The sequence below is a fragment of the Rhizobium ecuadorense genome, assembly GCF_001187535.1.
Classification (GTDB): Bacteria; Pseudomonadota; Alphaproteobacteria; order Rhizobiales; family Rhizobiaceae; genus Rhizobium; species Rhizobium ecuadorense.
The window spans coordinates 1-17,281 of record NZ_LFIO01000045.1 but is presented as its reverse complement, the minus strand read 5'-3'; the positions used below and the strand labels follow the sequence as shown (position 1 = coordinate 17,281).

13 protein-coding genes are annotated in these 17,281 nt (G+C 61.3%); 7 read left to right on the top strand and 6 right to left on the bottom strand.

What is annotated here, in order from left to right; all coding sequences use genetic code 11:
* Positions 1 to 2 precede the first annotated feature (2 nt).
* From AF337_RS02280 to AF337_RS02260, 5 genes are all read left to right on the top strand, one after another.
* On the top strand, positions 3 to 1,109 hold the full coding sequence (locus AF337_RS02280; protein ID WP_049730876.1) for an NAD(P)-dependent alcohol dehydrogenase: 1,107 nt from the start codon (positions 3 to 5) through the stop codon (positions 1,107 to 1,109).
* A gap of 21 nt (positions 1,110 to 1,130) precedes the next feature.
* Positions 1,131 to 2,570 (top strand): coniferyl aldehyde dehydrogenase, encoded by a 1,440-nt coding sequence (locus tag AF337_RS02275; protein WP_049730875.1) that lies wholly within the window; start codon positions 1,131 to 1,133, stop codon positions 2,568 to 2,570.
* Between the two features lie 305 nt (positions 2,571 to 2,875).
* Complete coding sequence (locus AF337_RS02270; RefSeq protein ID WP_049730874.1) at positions 2,876 to 4,807, top strand: diguanylate cyclase; 1,932 nt, start codon at positions 2,876 to 2,878, stop codon at positions 4,805 to 4,807.
* Between the two features lie 86 nt (positions 4,808 to 4,893).
* On the top strand, positions 4,894 to 7,191 hold the full coding sequence (locus AF337_RS02265; RefSeq protein ID WP_049730873.1) for an FdhF/YdeP family oxidoreductase: 2,298 nt from the start codon (positions 4,894 to 4,896) through the stop codon (positions 7,189 to 7,191).
* Positions 7,188 to 7,472, top strand: coding sequence for a hypothetical protein (locus AF337_RS02260; RefSeq protein ID WP_049730872.1), 285 nt, complete (start codon positions 7,188 to 7,190; stop codon positions 7,470 to 7,472). The genes AF337_RS02265 and AF337_RS02260 overlap by 4 nt, the downstream gene beginning before the upstream one ends.
* Positions 7,473 to 7,478: 6 nt before the next feature.
* Here AF337_RS02260 and AF337_RS02255 read toward each other — a convergent pair whose 3' ends face one another.
* From AF337_RS02255 to AF337_RS02230, 6 genes are all read right to left on the bottom strand, one after another.
* On the bottom strand, positions 7,479 to 8,477 hold the full coding sequence (locus AF337_RS02255; RefSeq protein WP_049730871.1) for an AraC family transcriptional regulator: 999 nt from the start codon (positions 8,475 to 8,477) through the stop codon (positions 7,479 to 7,481).
* 1,321 nt (positions 8,478 to 9,798) lie between these two features.
* Entirely contained in the window at positions 9,799 to 10,878 is a 1,080-nt protein-coding gene (locus tag AF337_RS02250; RefSeq protein WP_049730870.1) for a quaternary amine ABC transporter ATP-binding protein, read from the bottom strand.
* Positions 10,871 to 11,758, bottom strand: coding sequence for an ABC transporter permease (locus AF337_RS02245; RefSeq protein ID WP_003592380.1), 888 nt, complete (start codon positions 11,756 to 11,758; stop codon positions 10,871 to 10,873). Before AF337_RS02245 ends, AF337_RS02250 begins: the two co-directional genes overlap by 8 nt.
* A gap of 95 nt (positions 11,759 to 11,853) precedes the next feature.
* Positions 11,854 to 12,855, bottom strand: coding sequence for an ABC transporter substrate-binding protein (locus AF337_RS02240; RefSeq protein ID WP_049730869.1), 1,002 nt, complete (start codon positions 12,853 to 12,855; stop codon positions 11,854 to 11,856).
* Positions 12,856 to 12,923: 68 nt separating this feature from the next.
* Complete coding sequence (locus tag AF337_RS02235) at positions 12,924 to 13,718, bottom strand: pyrroline-5-carboxylate reductase family protein (protein ID WP_049730868.1); 795 nt, start codon at positions 13,716 to 13,718, stop codon at positions 12,924 to 12,926.
* An 11-nt stretch (positions 13,719 to 13,729) separates the two neighbouring features.
* The gene (locus tag AF337_RS02230; RefSeq protein WP_049730867.1) at positions 13,730 to 14,359 is read right to left on the bottom strand and encodes a TetR/AcrR family transcriptional regulator; all 630 of its coding nucleotides are present in this window, start codon (positions 14,357 to 14,359) and stop codon (positions 13,730 to 13,732) included.
* A 146-nt stretch (positions 14,360 to 14,505) separates the two neighbouring features.
* Here AF337_RS02230 and AF337_RS02225 point away from each other — a divergent pair, with 146 nt between their 5' ends.
* Together AF337_RS02225 and AF337_RS02220 are read left to right on the top strand one after the other, a co-directional pair.
* Positions 14,506 to 16,542, top strand: coding sequence for an NADH:flavin oxidoreductase (locus tag AF337_RS02225; RefSeq protein WP_049730866.1), 2,037 nt, complete (start codon positions 14,506 to 14,508; stop codon positions 16,540 to 16,542).
* Positions 16,543 to 16,586: 44 nt separating this feature from the next.
* On the top strand, positions 16,587 to 17,192 hold the full coding sequence (locus AF337_RS02220; protein ID WP_049730899.1) for a dimethylsulfoniopropionate lyase: 606 nt from the start codon (positions 16,587 to 16,589) through the stop codon (positions 17,190 to 17,192).
* Positions 17,193 to 17,281 lie beyond the last annotated feature (89 nt).

The window sequence follows — 17,281 nt, the reverse complement described above, 5'->3', positions numbered from 1 at the left end:
GAATGAAGATACATGCCGCGGTCGCGCGTGCGCCGCATATGCCGTTTTCGCTGGAAAGCCTCGATCTGGAGGAGCCGCGCGAGGGGGAGATCCTGGTTCGTGTGGTGGCGACCGGGGTTTGCCACACCGATATCGTCATGCGTGACCAGCACCTGCCGGTGCCGCAGCCGGTCGTGCTCGGCCATGAAGGTGCCGGGATCGTCGAGCGTGTCGGGCCGGGCGTTGCCAAAGTGGTGCCCGGCGATCATGTGGTCATGACCTTCAACTCCTGCGGTCATTGCCCGAGCTGCAACGAGCACGAAGAGACCTATTGCCACGAATTCTTCCCGCGCAATTTCTTCGGTTCGCGCGCCGATGGTTCGAGCGGGCTCTCCTATAGAGGGGAGCGGGTGAACGGCAACATATTCGGGCAATCCTCTTTCGCCAGCCACGCGCTCTGCCATGAGCGCAATATCGTGAAGGTGCCCGCAGATGCCGATCTGGCGCTGCTCGGGCCGCTGGCCTGCGGCATCCAGACCGGCGCCGGCGCGGTCATGAATGCGCTGAAGGTCGAACCCGGAAAAGTGCTCGCGGTTTTCGGCATGGGGTCGGTCGGTCTTGCCGCCGTGATGGCGGCGCGGATCGTCGGCGCTTCCAGGATCATCGCCGTCGATATCAACGAGACGCGGCTGGCGCTTGCCGCCGAACTCGGCGCGACCGATATCGTCAACGGCAAGGCGAACGATGCCGTTGCCACGATCATGGCGCTGACCGGCGCCGGCGTCGATTATGCGATCGATGCTTCCGGCGTGCCTGCTGTCATCGATCAATGCGTGCGGGTGCTGGCGCCGCGCGGCACCTGCGGCATCGTCGGTGCCTCGCCGCACGGCGCGACGCTGACGCTCGACCTCACCCATATTCTCTCCGGCGGACGCCGGGTGCGCGGGATCGTCGAGGGCGATTCCAATCCCGACGTGCTGATCCCGCTGCTGATCGACCTTCACCGGCAGGGCCGCTTCCCCTTCGACAGGCTCGTCACCTTCTATGATTTCGCCGATATCAATCAGGCGGTGTTGGATGCGGAAAAGGGCATCGTGCTGAAACCGGTCGTGCGCCAGCCGGCCGCCTGACACCGTTCAAGGGAGGAAACAATGAACACCATCACCCCAATCGCCACCGATACCAGCCCCGATGCGATGAAGGCGCTGCTTGCCCGGCAAAGGGCGTCCTTCCTGAAGGACGGACCGCCTGATATCGAGATCCGTACCGATCGTATCGACCGCGTCATCGCCCTTCTCGTCGACCACAAGGATGCGATCGCCGCCGCACTGTCGGAGGATTTCGGCAGCCGCAGTGTCGAGGCAAGCCTGCTTCTCGATGTTTTCACCTGCGTCGGTTCGCTGAAATATGCCAAGGCCCATCTGGCCGAATGGCTGAAACCCGAGCGGCACGAGGCGCTGTTCCCGGATGCGGTCGCCGAGGTGGTCTATCAGCCGAAGGGCGTTGTGGGCATCCTCAGCCCCTGGAATTTCCCCTATCAGCTCGCGCTCGCGCCGCTTGCCGGTATTCTCGCCGCCGGCAACCGCGCCATGATCAAGCCGTCGGAGGTGACGCCGGCTTCGTCAGCACTGATGACGGAACTGATCGCCTGCGCCTTCGACGACACGGAAATCGCCGTCGTCCAGGGTGGACCGGCCACCGGCACCGCCTTTACATCACTTGCCTTCGACCACCTGATCTTTACCGGCGGCACGGCGATCGCCCATCACGTCATGCGCGCGGCGGCGGAAAACCTGACACCGCTCACACTCGAGCTCGGCGGCAAATCGCCCGTCGTCATCGGCCGCTCGGCCGATCTGGCGGATGCCGCGCGCCGCGTCATGACCGTCAAGACGCTGAATGCCGGTCAGATCTGCCTGGCGCCCGACCATGTCTATGTGCCGGAGGAAAGTGTCGAGGCCTTTGCCAAGCACGCGGTGGCGGCGGTCGGCGCGATGTATCCGACCCTGAAGGAAAATCCTGATTACACTTCGATCGTCAATGGTCGTCATCATGACCGCGTCCAGGGCCTGATCGACGATGCGAGGGCCAAAGGCGCCCGTATCGTCGAGATCAATCCGGCGGCGGAGAATTTCTCGCAGCAATCGGTCCACCGCATCCCTCCGACCCTCATTTTGGACCCGGGCGAGGATATGCGGGTGCTGCAGGAGGAAATCTTCGGGCCGGTGCTGCCGGTCATCGCCTATCGCGATATCGCCGACGTCGTCGACCGCATCAATGCAAAGGCGCGTCCGCTCGCTCTCTATTATTTCAGCCAGGACGGTGACGAGGAGCGCCGCGTTGTCGGCAATACGACCTCCGGCGGGGTGACGGTCAACGACTGCATGAGCCATGTCACCGCCGAAGGCCTGCCCTTCGGCGGCGTCGGCCATTCCGGCATGGGCGCCTATCACGGCAAGTTCGGCTTCCTCACCTTCTCGCATCCACGTGCCGTCTATCACCAGAGCAGGATGGTGGAAGCGGAATATATGATGCGGCCGCCCTTCGGCGAGGCGATGCGCGGCTTCCTGGCCGCGGCGATTTGCAAGTAAAGGAAGTCATGCCCGGCGGACCACGCCGGGCTCCTTGTTCGACCGCGGGGCGCCGGCGAATTTCGGCTGGCTGGCAGCGGAACGCGCTGCAACTATCGGCATCTCAGCGGCTTTTAATCGCGCGATAATAGTCCCATTGCGCAGTCTTATCCGAATAACGCATTATTGCGCCATCCCAAGACATGTCCAGACGAAGAGGGGGCGGTTGTTAAGCATGCCTTATAACAGGCGTGTCAGGCTGGCCTGGTCGATATTCCATGCCGCCCCATGAGATCGGTTTAACCAAGCTCAAACCAGTTTCGCCTATGATGAGTTCGTTACATGTCTTGGAAGGTGGATCCAGCGCGGTGAATGGCAATTGGACGCAATTCGGTGGCAACCTTTCTTTCGTGTGTCTGGCAATTTCGCTGTGGGCGCTTTTTTCGATTCAGTTTCAGCACCATTCCTTCCGGCAGGAAAAAATCGCCTTCGGAATCATAGCCGGCGCTGCCTCCATCGGCTCCATATTGCTGGCCATTGAATTCCATCCCGGCATCTATATCGACATGCGTTTTGCGCCGCTTGCATTGGCCGGCATGTTCGGTGGGCCGATCGCGGCCGCCTTTGCCGCATTGCTGGCGATCGCCTTTCGTTTTTTCGTCGGCGGCGCGGCGATGGTCGACGGGATCATCACCATGGCCGTCGCCACCGGCATCGGTCTGGCCGGTCATGGCTGGACTCGCAAGAGATCGCCGGGGCTCATGGACGTTGCGCTGCTAAGCCTCGCCCTCGGCGTTGCATTGGTCCTGTCGATGGCGATGCTTCCCACCTTGGTGAATGCCCATGTGCTCGCCGGCGTCGGGTTTCCCCTGACCGCATTGAATTGCCTGGCGACCGTTCTGGGCGGGCTCGTCCTCCTGAAAACACAGCAATGGGAGCTGGAACGAAGCATATTGGTGACCGCGTTTTCGCAGTCGCCCGACTATCTCTATGTAAAGGACCGAAACAGCCGGTTCATCACCGTCAATGAAAACATGACCCGCCTCTTCCGTTTCAGGACGACGGCGGAGATGACCGGATTGTCGGATTTCAATCTGATGTCGCGGCCGCTCGCCGAGGAATTATATTATCTCGAGCAGCAGGTCATAGACACCGGGGTGCCGCTGATCGATTCCACCGAATATATCGAAGGCAGATTCCTGCTCGCCTCCAAGGTTCCGCTGCGGGACAAGCAGGGGCGGGTGATCGGCCTTGCCGGTGTAACGCGCGATGTTACGGAGCGTACTGCCCTGGAGCGAGAGTTGCGCGAAAGCAAGAACCTGCTCTCGCATGCGATGGCCGGCATGTCCGATGGCATCGCCATGTATGACAGCAACGGCTTTATCCTCTTTTGCAACGATCAGTATCGCCATGCGTTCCCGCTCTCCGGCGATGCCCGCGTGGTCGGCGCCCATATCAGCGACATCCTGCGCCGCGTCGTCGAAACCGGCGAGCGGCCCGGTATCCCCGAAGGGGATATTGAAGGTTGGATCAAGGCCGCCGCGGCTTCCCTGCACAGCAACAAGGACGAAGAGGTTCAGCTCCATAACGGCGACTGGCGCAGCATCCGGACAAGGCTTGCGGAGGACGGCACGGCAATGGCCGTCGTCTCCGACATCACGGCGACGAAGCAGGCCGAAATCGCGCTCAGATTGTCGGCGGAGCAGCTGAAAAACCTTGCCGAGACCGATGGCCTCACCGGCATGGTCAACCGCCGCGCTTTCGACGAAGCTTTCACCCGCGAGACCGCGGGCAGCGCCCGGAAAAACACGCCGTTCAGCCTGCTGATGGTCGATATCGACCGCTTCAAGGCCTATAACGATACCTATGGTCATCCCGCCGGAGACCAATGCCTGCGGGTCGTCAGCAAATGTCTGCGCCAATCCGTCAGCCGACCGGCGGATATCGTCGCGCGCTACGGCGGCGAGGAATTCGTGGTGTTCCTCCCCGACACCAGCGCCAAAGGGGCGATGATCGTCGCCGAGCAATTCGCCCGGCGCCTGGCCCAGGAGAATATCGCGCATTCCGGTAGCGAATTTGCCCGAGTGACGGCGAGCATCGGCGTATCCTGTGCCACCGGCGCCGTCCTGCGGACCAACCCGAACCGCCTCCTGACCGAGGCCGACGCGGCGCTCTACGACGCCAAGACACAGGGCCGCAATCGCATTCTGGCCCATTCGCCAAACGGGGACCGGCCCACCATCAAGGAAGCCGGTTAAATCGAGATCCTTCTTTGATAGGTTTTTTCTATCAAACCATCGCGCCTGTGGCCTTGATGTTTTCCGCGCTTCGACAATAAGGGCGCATGGACACAAAATTCATTGGCAAGAAATCGGCGGCGGCCGGCGGTTGGGGTGCTTTGAAGAGCTGCGGCAAGCAATTGCTGCAAAGCGGCATGCCCATCTCGGGCGCGCGCACCATGCTGAAGGCGAACCAGCCGGATGGCTTCGATTGCCCCGGCTGCGCCTGGGGCGATCCGGAACACGGATCGTCATTCGAGTTCTGCGAGAACGGCGTGAAGGCGGTCGCCTGGGAGGCGACGGAGAAGCGGGCAACGCCCGCGTTCTTCGCGGAGAAGACGGTGTCTGAGCTTCGCCGGCTGACGGACTATGAACTCGAACTCAACGGCCGCCTGACACATCCGATGCGCTACGACGCGGCGAGCGATCGCTATCTGCCGGTTGCGTGGGAGGATGCCTTTGCCGAGATCGGCAGCATCCTGACGCGCCTCGATACCCCCAACCGGGCGGAATTCTACACCTCGGGCCGGGCCAGCAACGAAGCCGCTTTTCTCTACCAACTGTTCGTGCGCGTCTACGGCACCAATAATTTTCCCGACTGCTCAAACATGTGCCATGAAGCAAGCGGCATCGCCATGCGCCAGGCCATCGGCGTCGGCAAGGGCACCGTGCTTCTGGAGGATTTCGAAGAGGCCGACGCGATCTTCGTGATCGGGCAAAACCCGGGCACCAACCATCCGAGAATGCTCGGCGACCTGCGCCGGGCGGCGATCCGCGGCGCGCGCGTCGTCGTCTTCAATCCGATCCGCGAGCGCGGACTGGAGCGCTTCTCCGATCCGCAGGACAAGATGGAAATGCTGCGCGGCGGTTCGACCGATATCGCCAGCCTTTATCTGCAGCCGCAGCTCGGCGGCGACATGGCCGCGGTGCGGGGCATGGCCAAGGCCGTGCTGGCTGCAGAAGACAGAGCGGTCGCCGCCGGTCTGCCCGCCGTTCTCGACCATGCATTTCTCACCGAACATTGCGCGGATTTTCAAGCGTATCGGGCGGCGGTCGAGGCCACAGGCTGGGCTGAGATCGAGGACCAGTCGGGACTGAGCCGGCAGGAGATCGAACGGGCGGCCGATGTCTACATCACCGCCGAACGTGTCATCTGCACCTGGGCGATGGGCGTCACCCAGCATCTGCATTCGGTCGCGACGATCCGCGAGATCGCCAACTTCATGTTCCTGCGCGGCAATATCGGCAAACCAGGCGCCGGCCTCTGCCCGGTGCGCGGCCATTCCAACGTGCAGGGCGACCGCACCGTCGGCATCAACGAAAAGCCGGAGGACGATTTCCTCGATGCACTGGAAAAACACTTCCGCTTCGCCGTTCCTCGCGAACATGGCCACAATGTTCTGGCCGCGATCGGCGCGATGCTCGACGGCTCGGCCGAGGCCTTTATCGGGCTCGGCGGCAATTTCGCCCGCGCCACGCCCGACAGCGCCCTTGTGGAAATGGCGCTTCGGCAGCTGAAACTGACGGTGCACATCGCAACCAAACCCAACCATTCGCATCTCATGCCGGGCGAAGCGGCCTTTATCCTGCCCTGCCTCGGGCGCACCGAGATGGATCTGAACGAAGCCGGCAATTCCCAGCTCGTCAGCGTTGAGGATTCGATGAGCATGGTGCATGGCTCCGCGGGCATCAATCGTCCGGCCTCGCCGCATATTCTCTCGGAAGTCGCCATCATTGCCGGCATTGCGGAAGCGACGGTCGGTTCGACGGTGGTCGATTGGGCGGAGCTCGCCGATGACTACGATCTCATCCGCGATCATATCGAGGCGACCATTCCGGACTTCGAAAACTATAATGCGCGCCTGCGCAAACCGCGAGGCTTCCATCTGCGCAATGCGGCAAGGCATCGGGAATGGCAAACGCCAACGGGCAAGGCCTCATTCTCGTCCGAGGCGCTTCCCGACGAGACGGTGCATCAACGCGCAAGAAAGGGCGAGGGAGGTCGCTTCGCCCTGCAGACATTCCGGTCGCACGATCAATACAATACGACAGTCTATGGTCTCGACGACCGATATCGCGGTGTCTACGGAGAGCGGCAGGTCATTTTCATTCATCCCGACGATCTGAAGGCGATGAATGCCGAGGCCGGCGAGCGCATCGACGTGGTCGGCGAGCATGATGACGGCATCGAGCGCGTCGCTGAGGATTTCCGTCTGGTGCCCTATGACATTCCGAGGGGCAGCATCGCCGGTTATTATCCGGAGCTGAACGTGCTGGTGCCGCTCGCCAGCGCTGGCAAGGAAAGCGATACGCCCACCTCGAAATCGATCATGGTGTCCTTCCGCGGGCGAAACGCCGCGTGAGCGAAGAGCCGTCCGAAGTCGATCGGTTTCTCGCCCTCGTCGCTGCGACGCGGGAGGGGGACATCAGCCTGACAGCCATACAGGCAGGTCTCCTCGTTGCCGCCAAACTCGACATTGCGCGTGACAGCCGCTCTTTTGCGCGCAAGCTCGGGATCGCACATTCCCTCGTGCTGCGGGAACTTAACGCGCTGGCGGAGCGCCAAGGCATGCTTGAAATCGTCAAGCGGGATCAGAAGACGATGAGACTGCACTACATATTGCCGCCATCTTCTTCGCGGTAACCGCCGCTATATACGGCAGACGCGCTTCCTGGTGTCGGAAGGATATTCCCCATAGGTCGATTTGTAGACCGCTGAAAACCTTCCGAAATGAAAGAATCCCCATTTGAGACAGATGCCTTTCATGGTCGCCTTGCTCTCGGGATCGAGAAGGTCCTGCCGCGCCGAGCGCAAGCGAAGCGTCAGCAGATAGGCGGCGGGGGAGGTGCCCCTGAAGGCCCGGAAGCCGGTTTCGAGTGCACGGCTGGAGACGCCGGCGGCTTCGGCCACCTTCGGCATGGTGATCGGCTGATCGATATTGGCCTGCATGAAATCGATCGCCTTGCGGACATGCCGGGGAGCGATGAGGGCGGGCCCCTTGTCGAGGAAATGCGACAGCCGGTTCGGCACCATGCGCACGACAAGATCGGCCAGTGCCTGGGTCATGTGCGCCATGGCGATTGGCGACTGCAGCAAGGGGCCGTCGTCGCGCATGCCGATGGCGATCGTCTCCGTCAGGTTGCCGATCGTTCGGCCGACCGGCGTCGACAGATCCAGTTCCGGCAGCAGATCGAGCGAGCCGCTGAACGGTATTTCGAACGTCTGGCCGATCGTCTGGAGGATCACCGACCAGTTGATCAGCAATTCGTCGATGACATTCGACTGGCCGTGCATGATGACGCTGTCTGGTTCGAAATTATTATAGAGAAGCAATTTTCCTCGCCCCGCCTCGGCGACGCGGGATCCATAGGTCACCCCCATGCCGCCGCTTCGCGGCACGACAACCGACAGATATTCCGCCGTATCGACGGTCGGCTCGATGTTGAACTGAAACTCCGCTTCGTGATAGCCGGTAAGCAGGACGGCGCTGTCACTGGCAGAAAAATCCAGCCCCCAATGGAACTCCTGGGCGCGGCCGACAGGCTCGGCATCGAATGCGCCGAAGGCGCCCCCGAGCGTTTCGACCATGTTGTCGAAGGATGAACCGCGAAACCGGAACGAAAATGGCGAAGGGCTAGTTTCGGACATGCTGTTCCCCCTGTTCCGTGTGGCGGCGTTGACCTGCTCTCAACTGCTCGCTCCCGTGGCGATGCGCGGTCCGGGCTGACGGTTTGATGTGCGTACCTCTTTCGGCCCTGCCGATAGCCATGATCATCGTCCCCCGCTTCTCAGTGCTGACGGGCGGGTTTGATGGGCGAGCCCTGGCTATATCCTAGCCGATCGAGGCCTGGAGTGCAGCAGGCAGCCGCGGAGCAGGTCGATCTCCGCGTGGTATCGACAGCAGGATCAGCGCTTTGCGCAAGCCGACACAGGCCGAATTCGGGCGTGGCAGGCGTCAAAAAAACCGACCCATTGAATGCATTGTCGACAGTCCCCATCCGACCGGTTTTCGCAGCCTGAGGGCAGGAACTGGCAGAACTCGGAACAATAGGCAAGCGTTCGCGCCACCGGTTATCGGTGATAAAACGATTACGCAGAGGGGCAATTTTATGGGGTGTATCCGTGATGCCACGAAGGGCTCAACGCGGCGATCTTGCCGAGATACGCATCATCATCTGACGCTATGGAGAATATCACGGCCCGGGATCAGCGCAGTCGCCTGCCGAAGGTTCATAGTGGACCGCTTATAGCCTTCGGCAGGCAGACAGGCATGCAGGCATACGCACGGGATGGGGTGCGTATGTACGGTCCCTTCCATCCTTTTGGGGGTGATGGATGAACGGGCTTGGCTTGAGGACCGCAAACCATCATGGCCTTGGTCGAGAATCATCTTATTGCTCCGTGGCCATCGAGCAATTGCCGGCCCCCGATAAAGTCGGCCGAGGAGGTTTTCGCGACGCAGTCTGGACTGGGTTTGCGCAAAATGTATAGGAAGGCGCTGGCTGGAGGCATGGTCGCGCCGCAGCTTGCGCAAAGTGGATAGAGACTTGAATGTCTCGTTTGGCAAGCAGGAAAAGCTTGCTTAACGCAGCGGGATTGCTCCGGCGTCACTGCTCGACCCGCCCACCCTCATAGAACGCATAGGGCGCCCGGCGCCGGCCGCGCAGTCGCCGATCTCTATGACATCGATACGCTACGAGCGCAATTCCCCGGTCAGCCGATATTGTGATCGGGCAGGCCACAAGACGCCATTTGACATCAAGTATCTTCACCGCTCGGCGGCGGCCGGCTTCCCAGTTCCCGAGATGGCGACGTGTTCGATGTCCAGCGAAATGGAAGACGGCCGCATTAGAACAGAATGATTTTAGGCCCGGTCGGCCTAAAATTGAATTCTGTTCTAAATCAAAAGGTTAGAGCATGATGTCAGGAGAAAACCGCTTACACTTTTCGACATCACGCTCTAGGAGCTTCAGAGGGCGACCGACAGGGCGCTGTCGCGCTGGGGGGCTGTCTCCTGCGAGTTCACCATCGCACTTGCGAGCTGGCGGAAGGTGACGAGCCCCAAGGTTTCTCCGGCAGGCGAGACCACCCTGGCATCGCCCTCAGGCGCCGATGACAGCATTCGGACGGCCTCTTCGACGGTCGTTCCTGCGGCAATCGCCAGTCCGACCGGCGCCGCACCGGCGTGCAGCGGCGTCATGACGGCTTCGACATGGATGACCCGGCCGCGATTGACCTCCTTGACGAAGTTGGCGATGTACTCGTCGGCCGGGCGCAGGACGATGTCCTGGCTGGTGCCCTGCTGGATGACTTCGCCGTCGCGCAGGATGGCGATCTGGTCGCCGAGCCGCAGCGCTTCGTCGAGATCGTGGGTGATGAAGACGATGGTTTTCTTGATCTCCTTCTGGATGTCGAGAAGCACCGTCTGCATGTCCGTGCGGATCAAGGGATCGAGCGCCGAATAGGCTTCGTCCATGAGAAGGACCGGGGCATCGTTGGAGAGAGCTCTGGCCAGGCCGACACGCTGCTGCATGCCGCCGGAAAGCTGGTTGGGATAACGCTGTTCGAAGCCTTTGAGCCCGACCCGCTCCAGCCAGCGCATGGCGACGTCGACGGCTTTCGACCGCTCCATGCCCTGCACTTCGAGGCCGAAGATGGTGTTGTCGAGCACGTTGCGGTGCGGCAGCAGCGCGAACTTCTGAAACACCATCGCCGTCTGGTGCCGGCGAAACGCCCGCAACTCTGCCTCGTTCATCTTCACGACATCGACGCCGTCGACCAGCACTTCGCCGGCGGTCGGATCGATCAGCCGGTTAATGTGGCGGATCAGCGTCGATTTGCCCGAACCCGACAGGCCCATGACGACCTGGATGCGGCCGGAAGGGATCTCGACATTGATATCCCGGAGACCGAGCACGTGACCGTGCTTTTCGTTGAGCTCGGTCTTCGACAGTCCCTTCTGAACCGCCTCGACATGGGCGGCGGGATTGGGGCCGAAGATCTTGTAGAGGTGGCGGATCTTGATGCCGCCGAAACGCTGCTCAGCCATGGACGGTCTCCCGATGCTTCTGGAGCCTTTTGCCATAAGCCTGGCTGACTCGGTCGAAGATGATGGCGATGCCGACGATGGCAAGACCATTGAAGATACCCAGCGTGAAATACTGGTTGGCGATAGCTTTGAGCACCGGCTGGCCGAGGCCCTGGACGCCGATCATCGAGGCGATGACCACCATGGCCAGCGCCATCATGATCGTCTGGTTGATGCCGGCCATGATGGTCGGCAGCGCCAGCGGCAGCTGCACCTTGAACAGCTTCTGCGATCGCGAGGTGCCGAAGGCGTCGGCTGCTTCAAGCACGTCCTTATCGACGAGCCGGATGCCGAGATCGGTCAGGCGGATCATCGGCGGGATGGCGTAGATGACGACGGCGATCAGGCCGGGCACCTTGCCGATGCCGAGCAGCATGACGACGGGGATGAGGTAGACGAAGCTCGGCATCGTCTGCATGACGTCGAGGATCGGGTTGATGACGCGCTGCAGCCGATCGGAGCGGGCCATCAGGATACCCATCGGAATGCCGATGGCGATGGACAGAATCGTGCAGACGAAGATCATCGAGACCGTCCGCATCGTATCGTCCCACATGTCGAAATAGCCGATCAGCATCAGCGTCACCAGACAGCCGAAGACGATCTTCAGGCTGCGGCTGGCAAACCAGGCGATGGCAAGGACGATCAGGGTGATGATCGGCCATGGCGTCTGGGTCATGAAACGCTCGGCGGCGATGAGGAAATGCTGCAGCGGCACGAACAGTGTTTCGATGCCGTCGCCGTAGGCGCGGGTGAACCCGCGAAAGCCGTCATCGATCGCCTTCTTCAGATTGCGAAGCGCGTCGTCGTCCATATGTGGAAACTTATAAAACCATTCCATTCGGTTCCCCTTTTCTTCAAAGAGCCGCGGCAGTCTTTTTGTTTTTATCGGCGAGCGAGAAGCGGTGCGCTTTTGGCGCACCGCGATAGTCAGTATTAAAGGGCAGCTTCGATCTTCGTGGCTGCCTCAGGCGAAACCCACTTGGACCAGATGTCCTTGTTTTCTTTCAGGAAGTGCTTGGCGCCGTCTTCGCCGGTCGCCTGGTTGTCGGTCATCCACGACATCAGCTTGTTGACCGTGTCGTTGCTCCAGGAGCGCTTCGCCAGGTAGTCCATGACCTCAGGCCCGACCTTTTCCGAGAAAGGCTTGGCAACCAGGGTGACGACGTGATCGACCGGCCACGAAGCGGGCTTGGGATCGGGGCAGTCGGCAACGGTGATGCAGCGCTTCCATTCGGCTGAATCCTCCGGCACGCCGGCTTCGAGCTTGACCATCTGATACTTGCCGAGCAGCGCGGTCGGCGCCCAGTAATATCCGGCCCAGCCTTCCTTGCGTTCGTAGGCCTTGGCGATCGAACCGTCGAGGCCGGCGGCGGAACCGGTGTCGACGAGGGTGAAGCCCGCCTTCTCGGCTTCAAAGGCCTTGTAGAGCTGCGAGGTGACGACCGTACCGCCCCAGCCCTGCGGGCCGTTGACGATGGCGCCCTTCTTCGGATCTTCGGGATCGGGGAAGAGTTCCGGATGCTTCAGCACGTCGCCGATCGTTTTGATATCGGGATGGGCGTCGGCGAGATATTTCGGAATCCACCAGCCCTGCACGCCGCCGTCCGGCAGCGGCGAGCCGACCTGGACGATGCGGCCTTCTTCCGTGCCCTTCTTGACGACGTCGGGCAGAAGATCGATCCAGGCTTCGGGCGCGATATCCGGCTGGCCCTTTTCGGCCATGGAGGTGATCGTCGGGACGGTGTCGCCGACGGTGATGTCAGCGCTGCAGCCGTAGCCTTCGTTCAGGATGAACTTGTCCAGGTTGGAGAGAACTTCGGCGCTCTGCCAGTTCATGCTGGCGATGGTCACGCTGCCGCATTCGGCAGCGCTGGCGAATGACGCGCCGCCGATCAGGCCGAACGTCAAACACGTCGTTGCAAGTAATTTTTTCATTTCTCGTTCCCTCTGTTTAGCGGCTTGTCTTGCCGAGCGGGGTGCCGCAGTACCCGCCCCAACGGTCGTCAGGAAACCTTTCCCATACTCACCGATTTCTGAAATGCTGCCGATAATCCCTTGGCGACCGAAGCGTCGAACCCCGCCGCCCGCATGCTGTCGATGGCCGCCGCCGTCGTGCCGCGATAGTCGAGAAAGGTTTGAACGACCTCCTCAGGGCTCTCGTCACGGCGCTCCAAAAGCCGGCCGGCGCCCGATATCACCGTATTGACGGCGCGGCGCGCAATCGCGGCCGGCAGGCCGCGGGCGATGGCGTCACGCATCATGGCGGCCGCAAGCAGCGCCGGGAAGGCCGGTCCGGACCCGGAAAGGCCGGTGAGGTAATCGATGTCGCTTTCGCTTGCGACCTCGTCCTGCGATCCGCATGCCTCGAAAATGGCGCGGACGACGGCGCGGTCGCCTTCCGGAATGTCGCCCGCAGCAATCCAGGGCGTATAGGACCTGGCCACTTCGGCGCCGGCATTCGGCAGGGCGCGGACGACACGGCCGGTCTTGTGGCGTTGTGAAAGGGCGGCAAGACTGATGCCCGCCATGACCGAAATGACGAGCTTGCCGCCAGCATCGACATCAAGGGTGCGCCAGTCATCGGGCCGGACGGAGAGAAGGATCACGTCCGAGCGGTCGGCAAGCACCTGATTGTCGGAGGTCCAGAAGGAGTTCGCGAAGCGATCCGGCTGCAGGCTGCGATAGGAGAGCGAGAGATTCCGAGGCTCGACCAGGCCGGCATCGACAATCGAGCCGGCGATTGCTCCGCCCAGCCAGCCGCCGCCGCCAATGATACCGATCCTCAAGGAAACGCTCATCCGGGCCTCCTCTAGCCGGGCCTGTAGCGATGCCGGGAGAAGAAGCGGTCGAGCTCCCTCTGCTGCGGCACGACGCCCGTGTAGATCGCGATATATTCCGGAATCCGTTTCATGCGGACGGCGAGTTCCTCCCTTGATTGCATGGAAATATATCCGATCTGAACAAGGTACGTTGTGCGCGCTCTGACATCCGATGTCGTTTCTGGTAACCCGAACCGCATGAACATGCGTTTGAGCGCCTCAAGCCGGATCTGATCGGCCTGCTGGACTTCTGCGAGAAGCTCGTCGGATTGCAGCGCCCAGCTGCGCACGGCAAACTCGAACTTCGCGTCGAACAGATCGTTGTCGAGCCAGCAATCGAACACGTTGAGCATCGCCTCGGCCAGCGATTCCGCATAGGCTTCGGCCCGCTTGACGATGTTGCCGGTGTTTTTGTCGCGCCACAGCGCGACGAGCGCGCTCAATAGCTCCTCCCGATCCTTGAAGAACCAGTAGAAGCTCGTGCGCGAGAGATTGAGCTTCTTCGCCAGCGGCAGAATCTTCACCGAATCCACGCCGGATTCCAGCAGGGAGTGGTAGGCTGCCTCAAGCCACCCTTCCTGCGACCCGCGCCAGCCAGTGTCGTTTAAAGCCTGATCCATGCCTTATCTCCTATCAAATTATGAAGCCGCGCACAAGAAAAATGTACATCAGTGTCGAAAATAGCGACTTAACTGTTTTCGTCGTTGACACATATGTACATTGCGCTTAGCGTTTCCCTCGATGTTTTAATCCGGAACCACGGCCCATGTCGAATGATCCCCTTCTGCAGCCCTATCAGCTCAAGCATTTGAAGTTGCGCAACCGTATCATCGTGACGTCTCACGAGCCGGCCTATCCGGAAGACGGCATGCCGAAGGGAAAATATCGCGCCTATACGGTGGAGCGGGCAAAGGGTGGGGTGGCTTTGACGATGACGGCGGGCTCGGCTGCCGTCTCCAAGGACAGCCCGCCGGTTTTCAACAATCTGCTTGCCTATAAGGACGAGATCGTGCCCTGGATCAGGGAAATGACCGATGCCGTGCATGAAGAGGGTGCGGCGATCATGATCCAGCTGACCCATCTCGGCCGGCGCACCCGCTGGGACAAGGGAGACTGGCTGCCGGTCGTTGCCCCATCCCATCATCGCGAAGCTTCGCACCGCGCCTTCCCGAAGAAGATGGAAGATTGGGATATCGAGCGCATCATCAAGGACTTCGCCGATGCGGCCGAACGCATGAAGGCGGGCGGCATGGACGGTGTCGAACTCGAGGCCTATGGTCACCTGATCGACCAGTTCGTGTCTCCGCTCACCAACGAGCTCGATGGCCCCTATGGCGGCTCGCTCGACAATCGTCTGCGCTTCTGTTTCGACGTGTTCAAGGCGATCCGGAAGCGGGTGGGCGACGATTTCATTCTCGGTCTGCGCTATACCGCCGACGAATGTCTTCCCGGCGGCACCGGCAAGGCCGAAGGCATCGAAATCTCCAAGCGCCTGAAGGAAAGCGGCCTCATCGATTACCTGAACGTGATCCGCGGCCACATCGATACCGACGCGGGTCTGACCGACGTGATCCCGATCCAGGGCATGGCGAATTCACCGCATCTCGACTTCGCCGGCGAGATCCGCGCCGCGACCGACTTCCCGACCTTCCATGCGGCGAAGATCCCCGACGTCGCCACCGCCCGCCACGCGATCGCGGCCGGCAAGGTCGACATGATCGGCATGACCCGCGCCCACATGACCGATCCGCACATCGTCCGCAAGATCATCGAAAAGCGGGAAGAGGATATCCGTCCCTGCGTCGGCGCCAATTACTGTCTCGATCGCATCTATCAGGGCGGGGCCGCCTACTGCATCCACAATGCTGCCACCGGCCGCGAACTGACCATGCCGCATATCGTGGCAAAGGCCGACACCAGGAAAAAGGTCGTCATCGTCGGCGCCGGTCCGGCCGGTCTGGAGGCGGCGCGCGTCGCCGGAGAGCGCGGCCACCAGGTCGTCGTCTTCGAAGCGGCGAACAATGCCGGCGGCCAGATCCGGCTCACCGCCCAAAGCGAGCGCCGCAGGGAGATGATCAGCATCATCGACTGGCGCATGAGCCAGTGCCAGAAATACGACGTCACCTTCCACTTCAACACCTGGGCAGAAGCCGACACGATCGAAGCCGAGAACCCCGATGTCGTCATTATCGCGACCGGCGGCCTGCCGCATACCGAGGTTCTCTCGCGCGGCAACGAGCTGGTGGTCTCCTCCTGGGACATCATCTCCGGCGACGTGAAGCCTGGAACCAACGTGCTGATCTTCGACGATGCCGGCGACCATGCCGGTCTTCAGGCGGCGGAGTTCGTCGCCAAGGCAGGCGCCAAGGTCGAGATCATGACGCCGGACCGCTCCTTCGCGCCGGAGGTCATGGCCATGAACCTGGTGCCCTATATGCGCGCGCTTCAGAAGCATGACGTGACCTTCACCGTCACCTATCGTCTGGAGGCCGTCGAGAAGAGCGGCAACCAGCTCGTCGCCCATGTCGGCAGCGATTACGGCGGGATTGCCAAGCAGAGCAGCTTCGACCAGATCGTCGTCAATCACGGGACCATCCCGCTCGACGAGCTCTATTTCGAGCTGAAGCCCAGCTCGAGCAATCTCGGCGAGATGTCGCACGACCAGCTTCTCCAGGGAGAGCCGCAGTCCGTCATGCGCAATCCTGAAGGCAAGTTCCAGCTGTTCCGGATCGGCGATGCTGTCGCTGCGCGCAATACGCATGCCGCCATTTATGACGGCCTGCGCATCGCCAAGGATATATGATTGCAGGAGCGGCCGCGCGTCGGCCGCTCCTTTCGGGGGATGATATGAGTTTACGTGAAGAAAGCCTCCGGCTTTTCGTGGATGCCGCATCTCTGGCTTTCGATCAGTTCGCGAAAGCTCAGGAGTCCCGGCGCTCGATCGGTCAGTTTTTTGCGGCGCTGGAGCAGCCGGGGATCATGCGTGCGGGGAAGGGAAGCCGGTTGCCCGTCTGCGCTCAGCTTGATGTGGCGCTTGCGGTCGATCCCTCCTATGATCCTTCGCTGGCGCGATTGATCGCGGCGTTCAAAGGCATCGAGCCGATGCTTGAATGGCGTCGGCGCACCAAGTATGACCACACGGCCGGCGACAATTTCGTCGATGGACATGCCAATGCCATGATCATCGGCCCGGGAGGATTGGAGGAGCGGAGCGACCTGTGGCTCGGTGTGACATTGCTGGCGCCGCACGTGCGCTATCCCGATCACGACCACCCGCCGGAGGAAGTTTATCTCGTGCTTTCCGAGGGAGAATTTCAGCAAGGGGAGGGGGACTGGTTTTCGCCTGGTATCGGCGGATCGTTCTACAATATCCCCGGGATCAAACATGCCATGAGGTCGGTGGACACACCGCTCTTCGCCTTCTGGGCGCTGCTTGCCGAACGGCCGCATTGATGGCCGGCAGTCTAGACATAAAGGGGTTTTGCAAATGAAGATTCTCGTGCCCGTCAAGCGCGTCGTCGACTACAACGTGAAGATCCGGG

What these genes read in the sequence shown, in the direction of transcription:
- AF337_RS02275 (WP_049730875.1), top strand. Translation starts at nt 1,131, where the DNA reads ATGAACACCATCACCCCAATCGCCACCGATACCAGCCCCGATGCGATG.
- AF337_RS02250 (WP_049730870.1), bottom strand. Translation starts at nt 10,878, where the DNA reads ATGGCTGAGCAGCGTTTCGGCGGCATCAAGATCCGCCACCTCTACAAG.
- AF337_RS02220 (WP_049730899.1), top strand. Translation starts at nt 16,587, where the DNA reads ATGAGTTTACGTGAAGAAAGCCTCCGGCTTTTCGTGGATGCCGCATCT.
- AF337_RS02280 (WP_049730876.1), top strand. Translation starts at nt 3, where the DNA reads ATGAAGATACATGCCGCGGTCGCGCGTGCGCCGCATATGCCGTTTTCG.
- AF337_RS02230 (WP_049730867.1), bottom strand. Translation starts at nt 14,359, where the DNA reads ATGGATCAGGCTTTAAACGACACTGGCTGGCGCGGGTCGCAGGAAGGG.
- AF337_RS02240 (WP_049730869.1), bottom strand. Translation starts at nt 12,855, where the DNA reads ATGAAAAAATTACTTGCAACGACGTGTTTGACGTTCGGCCTGATCGGC.
- AF337_RS02265 (WP_049730873.1), top strand. Translation starts at nt 4,894, where the DNA reads ATGGACACAAAATTCATTGGCAAGAAATCGGCGGCGGCCGGCGGTTGG.
- AF337_RS02225 (WP_049730866.1), top strand. Translation starts at nt 14,506, where the DNA reads ATGTCGAATGATCCCCTTCTGCAGCCCTATCAGCTCAAGCATTTGAAG.
- AF337_RS02245 (WP_003592380.1), bottom strand. Translation starts at nt 11,758, where the DNA reads ATGGAATGGTTTTATAAGTTTCCACATATGGACGACGACGCGCTTCGC.
- AF337_RS02270 (WP_049730874.1), top strand. Translation starts at nt 2,876, where the DNA reads ATGATGAGTTCGTTACATGTCTTGGAAGGTGGATCCAGCGCGGTGAAT.
- AF337_RS02255 (WP_049730871.1), bottom strand. Translation starts at nt 8,477, where the DNA reads ATGTCCGAAACTAGCCCTTCGCCATTTTCGTTCCGGTTTCGCGGTTCA.
- AF337_RS02235 (WP_049730868.1), bottom strand. Translation starts at nt 13,718, where the DNA reads ATGAGCGTTTCCTTGAGGATCGGTATCATTGGCGGCGGCGGCTGGCTG.